The organism is Massilia pinisoli (assembly GCF_024753285.1).
GTDB classification, from domain to species: Bacteria; Pseudomonadota; Gammaproteobacteria; order Burkholderiales; family Burkholderiaceae_D; genus Telluria; species Telluria pinisoli.
Genome location: NZ_JANUGW010000023.1, coordinates 33688 through 51394, shown reverse-complemented (window position 1 = coordinate 51394; position 17707 = coordinate 33688). Strand labels below are relative to the sequence as shown.

Here is a 17707-nt window from a genome sequence, read left to right as displayed (position 1 = left end):
CGCCGTTCCCGAACGCCAGGCAAGCATCGCGAGGAAAGCAGGACGGTAATGACACGATTCGGCAAAGGCAAGACCCCGGCAGCGGTTGGTGCATCGGCGCTGCTGGCGGCCCTGGTCCTGTGCGGGATCGCGGGATGCGCGACGGACCACCCGACGGTGGCCGTCCAGCGAACCGGCGACGCCGGCATCACGGCCGGCGTGAAGGCCGCCCTCCTCGGCGATGCCAGCCTGAAGGCGAACGAGATCGACGTCGACACGGACCAGGGGGTCGTCCGGCTAAGCGGATTCGTGAGCTCGGCGGACGACGTGGCGGCGGCCGCCGCGGCCGCGCGCACCGTGAGGGGCGTCAGATCGGTCAGGAATGAGCTGCGCCTGAAGTGAGTTTTGGCACCGTGTAGAAGCGTAAGCAACCCACCTTAAGGAGATCATCATGAAAACCATCAAGACCATCATCGTGACCGCATCGCTGGCAACTGCAGCCATGGGCCTGACCGGCTGCGCCGGCATGTCGAAGCAGGACCGCAACACCGCGATCGGCGCGGGCGCAGGTGCCGTCGTCGGCGGCGCGCTGACGGGCGGCAGCGCAGCCGGCACCATCGGTGGCGCAGCCGTGGGCGGCGTGATCGGCAACCAGGTCAAGACGACGCACTAAGCGAAGTTCGTACCGCAGTAACGACAACGCCCCGCATGCCGGGGCGTTGTTTTTGGACTGGCGCAGAAGGTCAGACGAGAATCGGCGCACCGACACCCGCCCCGGCCTCGCGCACGATCTCGTAGCACGTGCACGCGGCCGCCGCGAGGCGTGCCGGGTCGAGGATCTCGATATTGCCCCGGCTGTAGTTGATCAGGCCCTGCTGCTGCAACGCGCTGGCGGCCTTCGTGACGCCCACGCGGCGCACGCCCAGCGCGTGCGCGAGGAATTCGTGCGTGAGGTGGAATTTATCGGATTGCAGCCGGTCGCGCGTGACGAGCAGCGACCGCGCGAGCCGCGCTTCCAGCACGTGGTAGCGGCTGCAGACGGCGATCTGGATGGCCTGCGCGAGCAGCACGTCCGTGTAGCGGTACAGCACGCGCTGCAGGACGGGGTTGCGGGCGAATTCGGTGCGCAGGTGCTCGGCCTCGATGCGGCTCGCGCTGCCCGCGCGCTGCACGACGGCGCGCACCTGCGTCGTGTCGTGGCCCAGGGCGACGGTGGCGCCCAGCATGCCTTCGCGTCCGACGAGGCCCACTTCGAGCGTCATGCGGCCTTCCGCCACGGCCATCAGCGAGATCAGGCAATCGTGCGGAAAATAGACGTGGCGGATCGTGTCTCCCGGCTCGCACAGGGTGGCGCCCACCTCCACCTTCACCTGGTCGAGGGCCGGCAGCATCCGGGCCAGTTCCTGCGGCGGCAGCGCGGCCAGCAGCAGGTTGGCATTGTGCTCGGCGACCAGAGGTGGAGCGGCTGAGTTCATCGGACCCTCGCGGTTGGACTTCATCGGTGCACACGGTGGCTGAGGTTCGAAAACACGTAATTACACCGGCCGGAAACATTTGCAAACAACTTTTAGTCAGCGTACCGGCCGTGCCAGGGCAAGTATGTACGGTGACGCACGGAACGGTGTGTTGTTGCCAGGGACAATGGAAACGTACCGGACCCACCCGAAAGGAAAGCCATGGACACGCATCCCCACACGCCCGCCCGGGCCAGGCAACATCCGCTGCTGATCGCCGCCGCGATCGCCGTCATCCTGTTCTGCGCCCTCGGCACGGCCGCGATCATGGGCTGGCTGCCGTCGTCGACGGGCGGCAACCGCAGCCACCTGAGCGACACCGACCGCGCCGCCCTGTCGGCCGGCCTGCAGCAACCGGGCCAGCCGGGCTACACGGCGCCCTCCGCGCTGCCGCCCGGCGCCACGCCCGCCGCGCCGTTCGCGGCGCAACCGCAGCCCGGCTATCCGGCCACCGCGCCGGCGCAATCCACGTATCCAGCCCCGGCCGGCGCCCAGGCCTACGCGGCACCGAACACCGCGTACGGTTACGGCGGCAGCCAGGGCGCGACGTCGTCCGGCACCGACTACCCCGCCGCCCCCGTGGCCGCACCTGCGCCGCGTTATGCGCCGGCCGAACCGGCACCGGCACCGCGCGCCGCGCACAAGTCGACCCGCGTGGCCGAGGCTGATACGAACAGCAACTGGTGCGGCAACTGCGGCAACATCGAATCGATCCGCGCGATCAAGACGCGCGCCCAGGGCAGCGGCGTGGGCGCGGCGGGCGGCGCCCTCCTCGGCGGCCTGCTCGGCAACCAGGTAGGCAGCGGCCATGGCCGGCAACTGGCCACGGTGGCCGGTGCCGTCGGCGGTGCCGTCATGGGCAACCAGGTCGAAGGCAATATGAAGGCCGATACGAGCTACGAGATCCGCGTCCGCCTGGATGACGGCACGCTGCGCACGTTCCACCAGCACAGCGCGCCGCCGTGGCGCACGGGCGACCGCGTCCGCATCGTCAAGGGCACGCTGCGCTCCGCCTGAAGACGTATAAACGCAACAACACCGGGGCCGCGGCGCCGGGCAACAACACCGGGGCTGCTGCCCCGGTTTTTTTTCGCGCGGCGGCGTGCTATGTTGATAACGGGTGCTGCCCCACGCCGCCGTCATGCATCCGGCATCGGCGCCATGCCGCGCGCATGGGTTTGCACCTTGTACGATCGCTCACTAAGTTTTCTTTTTCGCAATGTGCGGCAGCGCACGGAGCAGTTTGCCTGCCCACATAAGAATCGGTCTCAGCTTCATACGGCAGAGTTAACTCAAGCGAAAGGACGCGACATGAACAGCGTGGCATGGATCGGCATCATTCTCTGGGGAGTTCTGCTGACGGCCTTCGGCCTCGTCAGCACGGGCCCCGTCCCGCAAGCGACGCCGGGCGACATGGCGGCGCAAGACGTCTTCTTCCTCATCACGGGCGGCCTCCTGACGTGCCTGATCGGCGTCCTCGGCCTCATGGGCTTCATGGGCTGGGTCCCGGGCTTGCATAAGGAACAAAAAAGCGCGACGTAATGTACGGCATCGTACGGATCGCCTGACCGGTTGGATCGATACTGGAAACACGGCCGCAGTGCCGTCACCCCATCGCCGTCAACCATGAGGACATCATCATGCTTTACACTATTGCCGTCATTCTCATCATTCTGTGGCTGCTCGGTCTGGTAACCTCCTACACCGTCGGCGGTTTCATCCATATTCTGCTGGTCGTGGCCGTCATCATGATCCTGGTGCGCCTGATCAGTGGCCGAGGCATATAGCATAAGCACGCAGGCACGGAGCCCCGTGCCGAACCGCAGCGCGCTGCGGACTGACCGATCCGTTTCGCGGACGTGCCCTGCTGTGGGTGCGCCTACGAAACGGATATTTTTTATCAAGGAGTCCACCATGAAAACCACCCTGATCCGTTCAACCCTGTGCGCCACCGCCTTCGCCGTCGCGGCCTCCGGTTGCGCCGACATGAACCAGACGCAGCGCGGCACCGCCACCGGCGCGGGCGTCGGCGCCGGCCTCGGCGCGATCCTCGGCGCCTCGACGGGCGGCGGCGGATCCGGCCGGGCCACGCGCGGCGCGATCCTGGGCGCGGCGGCCGGCGCCGTCGCCGGCAACGTCTGGTCGCGCCACATGGAACAGCAGCGCCAGGCGATGGAACAGGCCACGCGCGGCACCGGCGTGCAAGTCTCGCAGACGTCCGACAACCGCCTGAAGCTCGACATCCCGAGCGACGTCTCGTTCGACACGAACCGCTCCGACATCAAGCCGAATTTCCGCCCGATCCTCGACCGCTTCGCCCAGACGCTGAACGAGAACCCGGCCACCAACATCACGATCATCGGCCACACGGACAACACGGGCGGCGACCAGATCAACCAGCCGCTGTCGCTGGACCGCGCCGCGCACGCGCGCGACTACCTGACGGCACGCGGCGTGAATCCGGCCCGCATCACGGTCGAAGGCCGCGCCGCGCGCGAGCCGGTCGCGTCGAACGACGACCCGGCCGGCCGCGCACGCAACCGCCGCGTCGAGATCTACGTGAGCGAACCCGCGCAGCAGGGCTGACGAGCCCGGGGCGGCGCGCGCCCGCCCACCCCGCGCACGGTGTATCCTCTTGCCATGTCAACCATAATGGAGAGGCCATGTCAGACGACACCGTGCGCATCGTCCGCGAGGAAATCCTCTCGGATCATTTTCTGCCCCTGAAAAACGTCACCTACATGCAGCGCCGCCGCGATGGCGAACTGCAGGTTCAGTCGCACGAAATCTACGACAACGCCGACGGCGCCGCCGTGCTGCTGTACAACCGCGCGCACCGCTCGGTCGTGCTGACGCGTCAGTTCCGCCTGGGTGCGAGGCTGGGCGGCCATGATGGCTTCCTGCTCGAGGCGGCAGCCGGCATGCTGGACGGCGCCGACCCGGCCGAGCGTGCGCTCGCCGAGGCGCGGGAGGAGACGGGCTATGCGATCGACGCGGTGCAACCCGCGCTGCAACTGTACGTCAGCCCCGGGGCGACGACGGAACGCCTGCACCTGTTCGTCGCCGAATACGAGCGCGACCGGAAATGCGGCGACGGCGGCGGCAAGCGCGAGGAAGGCGAGGACATCGACGTCGTGGAACTGGACTTCGACGACGCGCTGGCGATGATCACCACCGGCGACATCGTCGACGCCAAGACCGTCCTGTTGCTGCTGCACCTGGAACGCACGGTGCTGGGCCGCCACGGCGAAGCGTCGTGATACCCCCACGCATGGTGCTGGTCCGTCATGCGGCCCGCAGCGACACTATCCAAAAGGAGACGATCACGATGAACCCATCCATTTCGCGCGCCGTCCTGTCGGCCTGCGTGTGCGTCGCGCTCGGCGCCGCGTTGCCCGCCGGCGCCCAGACCATGAAGCCCGGCCTGTGGTCGATGTCGAACAAGATGACGTCGAGCGACCCGGAACTGCAGCAGGCGATGTCGTCCATGCAGCAGCACATGGCGAACATGCCGCCCGAGCAGCGCGAACAGATGCAGAAGATGATGCAGCAGCACGGCGTGCAGGTGGACGTCGGCGCCGGCGGCGCGCTGCAGACGAAGGTGTGCATGACGCGCGAGATGGTGGACCGCAAGGAATTCCCCGTCCAGCAAGGCGACTGCAAGCAGACGTTCACGCAGCAGTCGCCCAGCCGCGGCCACATCGCATTCGCGTGCACGAAGCCGCGCGTGAGCGGCGAAGGCGACATGACGACGGACGGCGACAAGAACTACCACGCGCACATGAAGATGCACAGCGAGGAGCAAGGCCGTCCGCAGGACATGGACATGGACGTCACCGGCAAGTGGCTGTCGGCCGACTGCGGCAACATCCGTCCCCTCGCCGTCCCCCGCGCGAAATAGCGGCGGGCCCGGCTTGCGTCAGGTCGTCTCGGTATAGGCGAGATAGCGCTCGCGGGCCTGCCGCGCGACCGGCCCCGCGGGCAGCTCGCGCGTCTCGTAGCGCGTGCACGGCGTGACCTTGCCGTAGTTGCCGGTGCTGAAGATTTCGCGGGCCGTCTCGAGCTCTTCCGGCTTGACCGTGCGCTCGACCACCTTGACGCCGGCCTCGCCCAGCAACGCGATCACGCGGGCGCGCGTAATGCCGGCCAGGAACGTGCCGTTCAGCGCCGGCGTGACGACCTCGCCGTCGTGCGTGACGAGGAACAGGTTCGACGTCGCGAACTCCGCCACGTTGCCCGCCGCGTCCAGCAGGACGGCATTGTCGAAACCGCGCGCCTTCGCCTCGCGCAGCGCGCGCGCCGTGTTCGCGTACAGGGCGGACGCCTTGGCATCCGTCGGGGCCATCGTCGGCTCCGGGCGGCGCAACGGCGACAGGCAAGCCGAAAAGCCGGTGAACGGCGGCAGCGGCGCGTCGAACAGGGTCAACGCGAACGCGGCCGCTTCCGCCGTGGGGATCAGGAACCCTTCGGATGCGAACACGAGCGGGCGGATATACAGTTCCGCGTCCGCCGGAAAGCGCGCGACACCTTCGTGCACGAGCGCTTCCATCTCGTCCACGCTCAACGGGCACGTCAGGCCCAGTTTCTCGGCCGACGTCACGACGCGCTCCAGGTGCGGACGCAGGTCCGGCAAGTGGCCGCGCAGCGCACGGGCGCCGTCGAAGACGGACGAACCGAGCCACACGCTGTGGTCCATCGCGCCGAACAGGGGCGTGTTTCCTTCGGCCCATTGCCCGTTGTAGTAAGTCAGGTACATATGCTCTCCACGGATGACGTCAAGCATCAAGTGTAACGCAGGCCCGTCCGCTCGGTTCGTCAGCGTACAGTGACCGGGGGTGTCCGCGCGTACACTGACATTTCCATGCCGCGAATGTTTTCCATGCTCCCGATTCTCGAACGCCTCGATCCCGACAGCGACCGCGTCGACCTCCTCGTCGACCTCGTCGACCGTCTGCGCCCGCGCCGCGCGCGCGACCACGCGTACGCGATCGCCCAGGTGCGCACGTTGACCCAGCTCTTGAGGGGCCATCCGGGCCAGGCATGGGCGCTGCGCCGCCACGTGACGCGGCTGCTGGAAACGCGCCGCCACACGAGCCTGTATTCCGACGTCGGCATCCTGTCGAACGACGGCTTTTTCACGGAGCTGAAGACACGCATCGCCTACCGCGTCCTGCCTCCAGCACTCGACGAACTGTACCTGTCGGACACGCTCGACCGCGTCCTGTGCCGCGACGACGACTACGAATGGATCCGCGCCGTGCCGAACGCCGACTGGCTCGAGCTGTTCGACGTGGTCGCGAACGCCGCGCCACCGGAAGGCGCGGAAGTCGACGCGGACGAACCTGCGCGCGCGGGAAAAGTCGTGCTGGCGGGCCTGCTGGACGCCATCCGCACCTTGTCGTGCCGCGTGTGCGCGCTGGGTCTGGAACCGCGCCTGATCCACGCGCACCGCGAAATCGAGGAAGTCGACTCGCCCTTCCTCATGCAAAACATCGAGGCGAACAAATACCTCGACGACTACGGCCGCCTGACGGCCGGTGAAACCGACACGATGGAAGACGCGCGCCACCTGCTCGTCATGCTCGACCAGTGCGAAGAGGTCGTGCAGAAGATCCGCCGCGGCGCCCTCGCCTCCGGTACGAGCGTCGCGCTGACGTATCTGCTCGTCGCGCTCACGCAAAGCATCGACCGCCTGCGCAAGCTGCTGTTCCTCGTCGACACGAGCGGCGAGCTGCCGTCGGCGCCCACGGTAGACGTCGAAGCGCTCGCGAACGAGGCGACGCCGCCGGCCGAACCGCCGACGAGCCTGCGGCGCGCGGCCGCCGTCGACCTCGCGCAGGAACTGGCCGAGGCCCACAACACGAAATACGAGATCCGCGGCCTGCTGCGCGACAACGTCGACCTCCTCGCACGCAACGTCACGGAAAACGCGAGCCGCACCGGGGAGCACTACATCGCCGAGCGGCGCGCCGACCTGGGCGGCATGTTCGCGTCGTCGGCGGGCGCAGGCATCGTCATCGGCTTCATGGCGCTGATCAAGATCCTGATCTCGTACCAGCACCGCGCGCCGCTGATCGAAGCACTGTTCTACAGCCTCAACTACGCGGCCGGCTTCATGCTCGTGCACGTGCTGCACTTCACCATCGCCACGAAGCAGCCCGCGATGACGGCGGCCCGCATCGCCGCCGCCCTGCACGAGACGGCGCAGCGCGGCGGCGGCCGCAGCAGCCGCCGCCAGGTCGACGTCGACAGCATGGCGGCGCTTGTCAACAAAGTGTTCCGGACGCAGATCGTCGCCGTGTTGGGCAACCTGGCGACCGTGATCCCCGTCGCGTGGGCCCTTGCCCTCGCGTGGTACTGGATCTTCGGCACACACCTCGTGACCCCGGCGAAAGCGGCGCACCTGATCGCGGACAGCCATCCGTGGCATTCGCTCGCGCTGCTGCACGCGGCGATCGCGGGCGTGTGGCTGTTCGTGTCCGGGCTCGTGTCCGGCTATTACGACAACAAGGCCATGTACACGCGGATGGGCCAGCGCGTGCAACAGCTGCGCTGGCTGCGCCGCCTGCTCGGCGAGGAGCGGCGCGCCCGCTTCGCCCGCTACGTTGAGGACAATCTCGGCGGCCTGATGGGCAACTTCGTGTTCGGCGTGCTGATGGGCACGACGGCCACCGTCGGCTTCCTCCTCGGCCTGCCGCTGGACGTGCGCCACGTGACGTTTTCGTCCGCCAATTTCGCCATCGGCTATGTCGGGCTCGGCCAGCGGGTCGATGCGGAGACGGTCGCCATCACTTTTGTCGGCATCGCGCTGATCGGCATGGTCAACCTGCTGGTGAGCTTCGGGCTCGCGCTGTGGGTGGCCCTGCGGGCGCGCAAGGTGCGCTTCCACCACGGCCTGCGGCTGCTGCAGGCGCTAGGTCGCCGGCTGCGTGAAGCGCCACTCGACTTCTTCATCGGACCGCGCGACCTCGACGACGCGGCGCCGGCCACTCCGCGAGGTATCAAATGAGATCCCTGCTGCGCCGCCTTCCTTCGTTCGCCCGGGTGCTGGTCCTGTGCCTCTGCTGCTGCGTCGTCGCGTGCAAGTCGTTGCCGGACGTCGACCCCGACGCGCCCGCGAAAGCGACGCCCACGATCGCGACGACGAAGGGCGCGCTGGCGCCGAAGCAGGCGTCCGCGCTCGTCGCAAAGCGCTGGGCCAACGCGAGCGGCGACCTGAAGGCGCTGGCCGCGCTGGAAGAACAGGCGACGGGTGTGCCCCTCATCGCCGGCAACAAAGTCACCTTGCTGTTCGACGGCCCCGCCACGATGCGCGAGATGATGGCCGCGGCGAAGGTCGCCACCAGTTCCATCAACCTGGAGACCTATATCTTCGACCAGGACGAGATCGGCAACGAGTTCGCCGACCTGCTGATCGAGAAGCGGAGCCAGGGCGTGGCCGTCAATGTGATGGTCGACGCCGTGGGCGGCATCGCCACGCCGTCCGCGTTCTTCGACCGCATGCGCCAGGCCGGGATCCAGGTACTGATCTTCAATCCCGTGAACCCCGCGAAGGCGCGCGGCAAGTGGGAGCTGAACAACCGCAACCACCGCAAGCTGATGGTCGTCGACGGCAAGGTCGCGTTCACGGGCGGCATCAACATCAGCAGCACGTATGCGAACAGCTCGCTGTTCCGCTCGCGCCACAAGCCGGACGACGGCGACAAGGTCGGCTGGCGCGACACGCACGTCAAGATCGAAGGCCCGGCCGTCGCGCCGCTGCAATGGTCGTTCATCGACCTGTGGGTGCAGCAGGAAGGCGGGGAACTGCCGCAGGCCGAGTATTTTCCGAAGCTCGCGCCGGCCGGCGACAAGATCGTCCGCGTGCTCGCATCCGACCCGGACCACGAATCGGACATTTATAAAGCGCTCGTCGTCGCGATCAGCGAGGCGAAGAAATCGATCCACATCACGTCGGCGTACTTCGTGCCCGACCAGCAGATCGTCGATGCGCTGATCGGCGCGGCGAAACGGGGCGTGGACGTGCGGCTCGTGCTGCCGGGCGTATCGGACCACGGCCTCATCCGCTACGCGGGCCAGGCGTTCTACAACCAGCTGCTCGCGGGCGGCGTGCGCATCTTCGAGCTGCAGATCGCCGTGCTGCACGCCAAGACAGCCGTCATCGACGGCGGCTGGTCGACGATCGGGTCGGCCAACATCGACCGGCGCAGCTTCATCCACAACTACGAGCTGAACGTCGTCGTCATCGATCCCGCATTCGGCACCGCGATGGAGAGCGCGTTCGCGGAGGATCTGCGCGACTCGAAGGAAGTCACATTGGAGCGGTGGCGGCACCGGCCCTGGTCGGACCGGATCAAGGAATGGATGTCGCGGTTGGGCGAGTATTGGATCTAGCGCTCGCGCTGTCGACCCCAACCCGATGGAGGCTCCCGTGGAGACCAGTATTGTCGTCAAAGAAGGCCAGATTCAACCGGACTCGCCCTTGCAACGCCATCACCAACCGGACCACTTCCTGCGCGCGTCTGGCTATACGTTCGTCGTCGTCTCGGCAGTCTGTTTCTGCATCATCGTCTACCTGCAGCTGCACCAGTCGCTGGGCGCTGAACTGCAGCCCCGCTCTCCGACCTGGCTCGAGCTGGCGGGCCAGGAAGCGGGGCCCATGAGCCTGCTGTTCATCGCCGTCGTCGCTGCGCTGCTGGGCAAGGGCCTGCTCGTGTCCGCGCACATGGGGTCGAGGGCGACCATTCCATTCGACGATTTGCCGCTCGTCGAGCAGGCCGTCCTCGACGGCAAGCCCGAGCCGATCGACCAGTACGTGCGGCTGCGCGCGCTGACGGGCATCTCGGGCAATTTCACGAAGCTGGGCGTGACGGGCCTGCCGCTGACGACCGTGTTCCTCACGCTCGTCTTTTCGCTGATCTCGATCGCCTCGACAAACGCGAACTCGTCCGCGTTCCTCGACCTGACCAAGCTGACCCTGGGCGCCTTCATCGGTTCGTTCGTGCAGGGACGGGTCGAACAGCGCCGCTCGAGCGACAAGCAGAAATCGAACGGCGGCCGGTGAGTCAGAGTCCCGCGGCTCAGAGCCCCGCAGCCATCATGCCGTCCGGCACCTCGGCCCAGACGTTCCCGCTGCGCATGAATTTTTCGGTGGCGAGCAGCTGGAACTGGTTGTGCACGCTGTCCCAGCCGTAGCGGTCGACCTCGATGCGCAGGGGCTCGACGCGGATCACGTTGAACGAATTCACTTCGCCGCGCCCGCGCGTGGACGTGGCCGTGCCGGCCTGCACGACGAGCGCCGCATATTCGCTGATCTTGTAGCGCGCCTGCGTATTGCCCGCGTGGCTCATGTGCAGGTGGCCGGCCATCAGCAGGTCGACACCGAGCTCCGCGAACACGTCCATCGCCATGTGCGCGCGGTCGACGAGGTCGCCCTCTTCCGCCCCCTGCTTGTCCGCGTCTTTCGGCAGGTCGAACGGGTGGTGCGTGACGACGACGCGCGTGACCTCGGGCGGGAGACCCGACAAGGTGGCGCGGATCTTCTCCACCTGCTCCTTGTTGACGCGGCCGTCCTTGAACGTGAGCGAGCGCGCCGTGTTCACGCCCAGCACGGCGATCTCGTCGTCGATGTAGACGGGGTCGAGATCGTCCGTGATGTAGCGCTTGTAGCGATCCAGCGGCGCCAGGAAGCGGCGGAACACGTTGTACAGCGAAATATCGTGGTTGCCCGGCACGATGATCTGCGGGCCCGGCAACGTGTCGAGCCAGGCCTTCGCTTCCTCGAACTGCTCGCTCTTGGCGCGCTGCGTGAGGTCGCCCGAGACGACGACGACGTTCGGCGCCAGCTTGTGCACCAGGTCGCGCAGCGGATCGAGCAGTTGCGGGTCGACGCGGCCGAAATGCAGGTCGGACAGGTGGACGAGTGTACGCATGGGATTCCCTTTTCGTCTTACCGTTAGCGTGGATTGGCACCATTGTCCGCCGGCGGCACGAGCACCGTCAGTGCGCCAGGCCGCATCCGGTAGCGCAACGGCGCACTCATCTCCGTCACTTCGCCGTCCGTCGCGACGAGCAGCCGGCGGCGATGGGTGTCGATGTCGAACCCGGGCGACGTCAGGACGTCGAAGTCGCGCTCCTGGCCCAGGCGGCCGAGCAGCGCGTCGAACGCGAAGCGCAGCAGGCCCAGGCGGGTCGGACGCTGGGCGACGTACAGGCTCAGGATGCCCTCGTCCAGGCGCGCCCGCTCGCCGATCGCCAGGCCTTCCATCGTGTACGCATTGTTGCCGATGAAGACGAACGGCGTGCGGCGCGCGAGACGCTCGCCGTTGACGTCGAGCCGCATCGACAGGAACGGATAGCGGCGCAGCGCGGCGAGCGCGGCCCAGACAGCCGCGGGCCATTTGCCGCGGCCGAGGCGGCGCTGCTGCTTTTCGCGGTCGCGCACGATGTCCGGGTACAGGCCGAGACTCGAGTTGTTCAGGAAGATGCGGCCGTTCACCTCGCCCACGTCGACTTTCACCGGCGTACCCGTCGCGAGGTTGCGCACGGCCGCCTCGACGTCGAGCGGGATGCCGAGGTCCTTCGCGAAATGGTTCAAGGTGCCGAGCGGCAGCACACCGAACGGCACGCCGCTGTCGACCATGACGGACGCCACGGCATTGATCGTGCCGTCGCCGCCGCCCGCGGCGACGAGGCGTGCACCGTCCTGCAACGCCTGCTTCGCCGCGCCGATCATCTCGGCGCCGCCATGTGCCTGCACGAGGTTCGCGTCGAGTCCCGCGCCGGCGAGTTGCGCCTGGAGCGTCGCACAGGCCGCCTCGTCGTGCCCGGTGCCGGCGCCCGCGTTGACGATCACGGTGACGGGCTTCATCGCAGATCCTCCGCTGCATGGGCCTGTTCGCTCCACGAGCCGTGACCGCGCGCCAGCCGGCGCCGGTGCAGGGTGGAGACGGCCGTGATGCAGATCGCCAGCCACGCCGCCCCTTCCGCCGCGGCGGCCAGCACGTCGGACAGGTAGTGCACGCCGAGAACCATGCGCGACAGCGCGACGAGCATCACCATCGCGACGGCACCGGCGACAGCCAGCACGCGCGCAGGCCACGCATGCGCGCGGCGCACGAGGTAGGACGCGAGCAGGCCGTAGAACACAGTGGCTGCCGCCGTGTGCCCGCTGGGGAAGCTGTACGTGACGAGGCTCAGCAGCGGATCGTCGAAGCTGGGCCGCGCGCGCCGGAACGCGTGCTTCAGCGCCGCGTTCAGCAGCATGCCGCCCGGCACGGCGACGAGGCAGACGATCAGCCAGTAGTACGCACGGCGGCGCCAGAACCACAGCGCAAGCAGCGCGCCCATGACGCTGCTGCCCGCGATGCCGTTCCAGTGCGTGACGAACAGCATGGCGCGCGTGAAGCCGGGCGTGGCGCGGTCATGGAACCAGTGCGCGAGGCGCACGTCGACGAGGGTGATCGTCGCGCCCGTGACGACGTCCTCGGCGATGGCGCCGAAGATCCAGGCGGCCACGAGCAGCACCGCGACGCCGATGGTGAGATGCAGGCCCATGGCGCCCTCGGGCGACAGGCGGGCGTCGATGAAGCGGCGCAGCGGCGAGGAAGCGGGATTCAGCATGCCGCTCCAGATGGGACGTATTGGCGAAAAAACCACACAAATATGCAATGACTGGTTTTTTGTACAGTACCTGTGGATTTATACAGTAGTTGTGCTATTCTGTACCTACTCGAGCAAGACAACTTGCCAACAACAGCACAACTTGATTCGTAAACACACTCGATAAAGGGATCGCCATGACTACTCTGAACAGCTCCTTCGGCCTCGAATACGCCCCGACGCCTTTCCTGCTGCGCTTCGGTCGCCGCGAGGTTCTGGTGACGCGCGATTTCCGCAAGCGCTTCTACCCGGTCAACCCGATCATCGAGTGCGATACCGGCGTCGAACCGGGCCACGTGGAAGTGCTGCTGCTGCGCCGCTGGCTGCTGATCCTGTCCAAGGCACATTGAACGCATGAGGGCCATCGTTGTAATTTTTCTCCTGTCGCCAACGCCGAAACGGACGACGTCGTCACGCCGGCGTGTATGAGGTCGATGCTATCAGTGAACGCGGCCGTATCGCGCACAACTGGCAACGGCCCGGCAATACGGGCTTGAACAGCCGCGTGTCGCCACCATGTTGTAAAAAATGACTTGAAATCCGCCGAGCGGCCACGATTCTCGTATTCACCGAGGAGGCCGTCCGGATACGCTTGCCGCGCACCACGGCGGCCGCTTCCAACCCGAGCGAAGGAGCATTCATGTCAGTGCAATTACGCAAGATTAACGAGCAGGTGATGGTCATCACCGGCGCGACGAGCGGCATCGGCCTCACGACGGCGCGCATGGCCGCCGAGCAATGCGCGAAGCTGGTCCTCGCGGCGCGCAGCGCCGACGCCCTCGACCAATTGGCGAGCGAGCTGCGTCACACCGGTACGCAAGTGGCGACCGTCGTCGCGGACGTCGGCGATCCGGCCGACGTGGCGCGCATCGGCCAGGCCGCGATGGAACGCTTCGGGCGCATCGACACATGGGTCAACAACGCCGGCATCTCGATCTTCGGCCGCAACGAAGACGTATCCCTCGAGGACATGCAGCGCCTGTTCGACACCAATTACTGGGGTGTCGTGCACGGCTCGCTGGAAGCCGTGAGGCACATGAAGACGCGCGGCGGCGGCGCCATCATCAACCTGGGCAGCGAGCTGTCCGATCACTCGATCCCCCTGCAAGGCATCTATGCCGCGTCGAAGCACGCCGTGAAGGCGTTCACGGATTCGCTCCGTGTGGAACTCGAGCACGACACCGCGCCGATCGCCGTCACCCTCGTCAAGCCGGCCGCCGTCGACACGATGTTCGTCGCGCACGCGAAGAACTACATGGACAAGGAACCGAGCCTGCCGCCACCGGTCTACGCGCCGGAACTCGTCGCGAAGACGATCCTGTACGCGGCCCAGCATCCGAAACGCGACGTGTTCGTCGGCGGGGCCGCGAAGGCGCTGTCCAGCGGCGGCTTCGCCCTGCCCGGCGCGCTCGACCGCTATATGCGCGCGACGATGTTCCGGAAACAGCAGGCGGACGTGCCGCGCCCGCCGAACCGTCGCGACGCACTGCACGCGCCGGACCCGCAGCACGAATTGCGCGAGCGCCAGGGCATCTCCGCTCACGTCGTCGAAACCTGCCCGTACACTGCGCTGTCGCTGCGCAAGGGCAAGGTGATGGGCGTGCTGCTGGGCGCCGGTGCGCTGTTCGCCGCGTGGAAGCTGGCAGGCCGTCCCACCGCCCGCACGTGGCCCGCGAACCGCCTGCGCCAGGCACTGTGACCGATCGAATCGACAAGGAGACACCATGTCCCTCGAGCTCAAGAAACTGAATGAACAAGTGATGGTGATCACGGGCGCGACGAGCGGCATCGGCCTGTCCACCGCGCGCATGGCGGCCGAGGCTGGCGCCCGCCTCGTGCTGGCGGCGCGCGATGCCGATGCCCTCGACACGCTCGCGCACGAGATGGGCCAGCGCGGCCTCGACGTGGCGACCGTGACGGCGGACGTCGGCAACCCGGCCGACGTTGCGCGCATCGGCGACACGGCGATGGAACGCTTCGGCCGCATCGACACGTGGGTCAACAATGCAGGCATCAGTGTGTACGGCCGCAACGAAGACGTCGCGCTGGAGGATATGCGCAAGGTGATGCAGACGAATTTCTGGGGCGTCGTGCACGGCTCGCTGGAGGCCGTCAAGCGCATGAAGGGCCGCGGCGGCGGCGCCATCATCAACCTGGGCAGCGAAGTGTCGGACCGCGCCGTGCCGTTGCAGGGCACGTATGCGGCATCTAAGCACGCGATCAAAGGCTTCACGGAATCGCTGCGGATGGAACTGGACAAGGAGGATGCCGGCATCTCGCTCACGGTCATCAAGCCGTCCGCGATCGCCACGCCCTTCCCCGACCACGCGCGCAGCTATATGGAGCACGAACCCGACCTGCCCCCGCCGAACTACGCGCCGGAACTGGTGGCGCAAGCGATCGTGCACGCGGCGCAGGTGAGCGAGCGCGACGTGTACGTGGGCAGCCATTCGAAGATCGCGTCGGTGGCGGGTTACCTGATGCCGCGCGCCGTCGACCGCTTCATGCGCCGCACGATGTTCAGCCAGCAGCAATCCGACCGCCCGAACTCGAGCGCGCGCCGCGACGCCCTGTATGCGCCGGACACCGGCCAGGAACTCCGCCAGCGCAACAACCGCAAGCACCTCGTCGTCGAACGGAGTCCGTATACGTCGTTCGAGATGCGCTCGGCGCCGACGAAGACCGTGCTGCTGGGCGGCGCGCTGCTCGCGGCGTGGGCGCTGACCCGCAAGCCGTGGCAGCGTACCGCATGGCACGCATGACCACGTTGGGTGGGCACGGGGTGCCCACCCAACGAAAAAGGCCGGATGACATCGCTGCCATCCGGCCCCGTTCGTAACAACCCGCGCTTATCGTCCCGGCGCCGGCCCCCGCGGCGGCTGGCTGCCGAGGAAATCGACGTCCTCATCCGTCAGCGGCACGTTGGGAATCGATTCGATGCGGTCCGTATCGATGTCGTTGCCGTCCTTCGCGATCAGGTCGCGCCCTGCTGCCGCGCGCTCGCCCGTGCCGCCGAAATCGCTGTCGCTTTCGAAGTTCGGATCGCCCATGTCGGCGCCGGCGCTGTCGTGCGCATAGCTCGCTTCATTGTCCGACGTCGTTCCCGTGTCCAGGTCGAGCTTCTGGTCGTCGTCCAGGTTGGCCGCGAAACCTGGGCCGCCGACGACGTCGCTCCCCGTGTCCGAAATATCGCTCGGGCCCAGCGCATCGACGCCATGGCCCTTGCCGAGGCTGCGGTCAGGTGTTTCAGGAAAGTTATCTGGGTCAAGTGTGCTCGTACCAGTCATGTTGCCTCCAAAAATCATGCGGAAATCATGAGGACAGGCTACCCCCTTTTGCCGCGCGACGGCGCAGCGCAGGTGGCCGTCTGCTAGAACGCGTGGCGCATGCCGATGTTCACGGCCGAGCTTCCGCTCGCGCGCGCCGCGTCGCTGATCGGGATGCCCGCGCCGCTCGTGTTCACCGTGCGCGAGAACGCGGTGTAGAAGTCGGTGCTGCGCGACACGACATAGCTGGCGCCGACCGCGAACTGGTTCGCGTCGCGGTTGGCGAGGTCGCGGTCGTTCTTGTGGATGAACGACGCGAGGAAGGTCGTCGATCGCGTCATCGGTACGGCGACGCCGAACAACGTGTCGCGGCTGTCCGTCGACGACGTGCTGGCCACGCCCGCGCCATACGGGTTGTCGGGGTTGTACAGCGGCGAGCTGCCCCAGCCGCGATTGGCGGCATATGCGGCGTACGCGGTGCCCCAGCGCATGCGGAAATTCGCCGCGATCAGCGAATTTTTCGCATCCATGTTGTTGCCGGCCAGGTCGTACAAATGAACCTGCGCCACGTGCCGGTTCTGGTGCGCGGCGCGCAGCGACAGCGCGCCGTAGTCGAAGCCGACCGTCATACCCCAGGCGCGATCCGACATCGGGTCGCCGCCAAGCGTGTCGACGGTCCAGGATGCGCCCGTGCTCAAGTGCTTGGAGCGTCTGCTGAAATAGCGCACGCCGCCGTCGACGGGCATGCCGCTCTGCGTGACGAGATTGCTGGCCCGGCCTGCCGTGCCCGCGTGGAACGGGTCGCCCACGTCGGGGTGGGCCAGGAATTCGAAGTTGTACTGGTGTCCCAAGGTGAAGCCGGCCGTGCCCGTGCGGGCGCCGATCTCGTCGAGGCGCCCGTACGTGCGGCGCGGCGGCGTGGTCGAGGTCGAGCTCGACCGAACGTCGCGCCGGCTCGGCTGGCCCGTGAAGACGGCGATGTCGTGGCCGCCGGGCGCTTCGCCCACATAATCCAGGCCCCCGTGTGCGCGCGCGGACTTCGCGCAATCCTTGCAGGCGCTCTTCCGTGTCGAATCCGGCTTGCCGGCGCGGGCGGTACTGCCGGCGTCCTGTGCGCAGGCCAGCGACGCACATCCGCACAGCACTGCACACGTAACGAAACCCTTGTTCATGGCGTGTCCTCTCTACGCCTCAACACTATCCGCTTGACTACAGTTCTCTCTGTCCAATATCGCACAAATACACCCTCATCTTATCCCGATATGTTGTCGGCATAATCTGACATAT

The 17707-nt window shown here is 67.1% G+C and carries 21 protein-coding genes; 14 read left to right on the top strand and 7 right to left on the bottom strand.

What is annotated here, in order from left to right; all coding sequences use genetic code 11:
* The first annotated feature begins 48 nt into the window (after window positions 1-48).
* Window positions 49-381 carry a BON domain-containing protein gene (locus NX784_RS23870; protein WP_258819176.1) on the top strand — a complete coding sequence of 111 codons (333 nt, stop codon included), beginning with the start codon at window positions 49-51 and terminating at the stop codon, window positions 379-381.
* A gap of 49 nt (window positions 382-430) precedes the next feature.
* The gene (locus NX784_RS23865; RefSeq protein ID WP_166863239.1) at window positions 431-652 is read left to right on the top strand and encodes a YMGG-like glycine zipper-containing protein; all 222 of its coding nucleotides are present in this window, start codon (window positions 431-433) and stop codon (window positions 650-652) included.
* A gap of 70 nt (window positions 653-722) precedes the next feature.
* Here NX784_RS23865 and NX784_RS23860 read toward each other — a convergent pair whose 3' ends face one another.
* Window positions 723-1454, bottom strand: a complete 732-nt coding sequence (locus NX784_RS23860; RefSeq protein ID WP_258819175.1) for a Crp/Fnr family transcriptional regulator — start codon at window positions 1452-1454, stop codon at window positions 723-725.
* 201 nt (window positions 1455-1655) lie between these two features.
* On the opposite strand from NX784_RS23860, the gene NX784_RS23855 reads away from it, so the two are divergent.
* The 6 genes from NX784_RS23855 (at window position 1656) to NX784_RS23830 (ending at window position 5394) form a co-directional block, all read left to right on the top strand.
* Window positions 1656-2510 (top strand): outer membrane lipoprotein, encoded by an 855-nt coding sequence (locus tag NX784_RS23855; RefSeq protein ID WP_258819174.1) that lies wholly within the window; start codon window positions 1656-1658, stop codon window positions 2508-2510.
* Window positions 2511-2804: 294 nt separating this feature from the next.
* Window positions 2805-3035 carry a hypothetical protein gene (locus tag NX784_RS23850; RefSeq protein WP_258819173.1) on the top strand — a complete coding sequence of 77 codons (231 nt, stop codon included), beginning with the start codon at window positions 2805-2807 and terminating at the stop codon, window positions 3033-3035.
* Window positions 3036-3133: 98 nt separating this feature from the next.
* A complete protein-coding gene (locus NX784_RS23845; protein ID WP_105378160.1) occupies window positions 3134-3280 on the top strand; it encodes a lmo0937 family membrane protein in 147 nt (48 codons plus the stop codon).
* 127 nt (window positions 3281-3407) lie between these two features.
* A complete protein-coding gene (locus tag NX784_RS23840) occupies window positions 3408-4079 on the top strand; it encodes a YiaD family glycine zipper/OmpA-like lipoprotein (RefSeq protein WP_258819172.1) in 672 nt (223 codons plus the stop codon).
* Window positions 4080-4156: 77 nt separating this feature from the next.
* The gene (locus NX784_RS23835) at window positions 4157-4753 is read left to right on the top strand and encodes an NUDIX domain-containing protein (protein WP_258819171.1); all 597 of its coding nucleotides are present in this window, start codon (window positions 4157-4159) and stop codon (window positions 4751-4753) included.
* Window positions 4754-4821: 68 nt separating this feature from the next.
* Complete coding sequence (locus tag NX784_RS23830) at window positions 4822-5394, top strand: DUF3617 domain-containing protein (protein ID WP_258819170.1); 573 nt, start codon at window positions 4822-4824, stop codon at window positions 5392-5394.
* A gap of 18 nt (window positions 5395-5412) precedes the next feature.
* On the opposite strand, the gene NX784_RS23825 is transcribed toward NX784_RS23830, so the two are convergent.
* The gene (locus NX784_RS23825; protein WP_258819169.1) at window positions 5413-6249 is read right to left on the bottom strand and encodes a branched-chain amino acid aminotransferase; all 837 of its coding nucleotides are present in this window, start codon (window positions 6247-6249) and stop codon (window positions 5413-5415) included.
* A gap of 123 nt (window positions 6250-6372) precedes the next feature.
* On the opposite strand from NX784_RS23825, the gene NX784_RS23820 reads away from it, so the two are divergent.
* From NX784_RS23820 to NX784_RS23810, 3 genes are all read left to right on the top strand, one after another.
* Window positions 6373-8502 (top strand): site-specific recombinase, encoded by a 2130-nt coding sequence (locus NX784_RS23820; protein ID WP_258819168.1) that lies wholly within the window; start codon window positions 6373-6375, stop codon window positions 8500-8502.
* Complete coding sequence (gene cls / locus NX784_RS23815) at window positions 8499-9887, top strand: cardiolipin synthase (RefSeq protein ID WP_258819167.1); 1389 nt, start codon at window positions 8499-8501, stop codon at window positions 9885-9887. Before NX784_RS23820 ends, cls begins: the two co-directional genes overlap by 4 nt.
* 88 nt (window positions 9888-9975) lie before the next feature.
* Complete coding sequence (locus NX784_RS23810; RefSeq protein ID WP_258819166.1) at window positions 9976-10557, top strand: hypothetical protein; 582 nt, start codon at window positions 9976-9978, stop codon at window positions 10555-10557.
* A 16-nt stretch (window positions 10558-10573) separates the two neighbouring features.
* On the opposite strand, the gene NX784_RS23805 is transcribed toward NX784_RS23810, so the two are convergent.
* Genes NX784_RS23805 through NX784_RS23795 form a run of 3 tightly spaced genes read right to left on the bottom strand, consistent with a single transcriptional unit; the run spans window position 10574 to window position 13115 of the window.
* Window positions 10574-11425, bottom strand: coding sequence for a metallophosphoesterase family protein (locus NX784_RS23805; RefSeq protein WP_258819165.1), 852 nt, complete (start codon window positions 11423-11425; stop codon window positions 10574-10576).
* Window positions 11426-11448: 23 nt separating this feature from the next.
* Window positions 11449-12363, bottom strand: coding sequence for a diacylglycerol/lipid kinase family protein (locus NX784_RS23800; protein WP_258819164.1), 915 nt, complete (start codon window positions 12361-12363; stop codon window positions 11449-11451).
* Entirely contained in the window at window positions 12360-13115 is a 756-nt protein-coding gene (locus NX784_RS23795; RefSeq protein ID WP_258819163.1) for a phosphatase PAP2 family protein, read from the bottom strand. Before NX784_RS23795 ends, NX784_RS23800 begins: the two co-directional genes overlap by 4 nt.
* A gap of 176 nt (window positions 13116-13291) precedes the next feature.
* Here NX784_RS23795 and NX784_RS23790 point away from each other — a divergent pair, with 176 nt between their 5' ends.
* From NX784_RS23790 to NX784_RS23780, 3 genes are all read left to right on the top strand, one after another.
* Complete coding sequence (locus tag NX784_RS23790; protein WP_166863217.1) at window positions 13292-13504, top strand: hypothetical protein; 213 nt, start codon at window positions 13292-13294, stop codon at window positions 13502-13504.
* Between the two features lie 290 nt (window positions 13505-13794).
* Window positions 13795-14853 (top strand): SDR family oxidoreductase, encoded by a 1059-nt coding sequence (locus NX784_RS23785; RefSeq protein ID WP_258819162.1) that lies wholly within the window; start codon window positions 13795-13797, stop codon window positions 14851-14853.
* A 25-nt stretch (window positions 14854-14878) separates the two neighbouring features.
* The gene (locus NX784_RS23780) at window positions 14879-15916 is read left to right on the top strand and encodes an SDR family oxidoreductase (protein ID WP_258819161.1); all 1038 of its coding nucleotides are present in this window, start codon (window positions 14879-14881) and stop codon (window positions 15914-15916) included.
* Window positions 15917-16003: 87 nt separating this feature from the next.
* On the opposite strand, the gene NX784_RS23775 is transcribed toward NX784_RS23780, so the two are convergent.
* Window positions 16004-16441: a hypothetical protein gene (locus tag NX784_RS23775; protein ID WP_258819160.1), complete on the bottom strand. Its 438-nt coding sequence runs from the start codon at window positions 16439-16441 to the stop codon at window positions 16004-16006.
* A gap of 83 nt (window positions 16442-16524) precedes the next feature.
* The gene (locus NX784_RS23770; protein ID WP_258819159.1) at window positions 16525-17592 is read right to left on the bottom strand and encodes a porin; all 1068 of its coding nucleotides are present in this window, start codon (window positions 17590-17592) and stop codon (window positions 16525-16527) included.
* Window positions 17593-17707 lie beyond the last annotated feature (115 nt).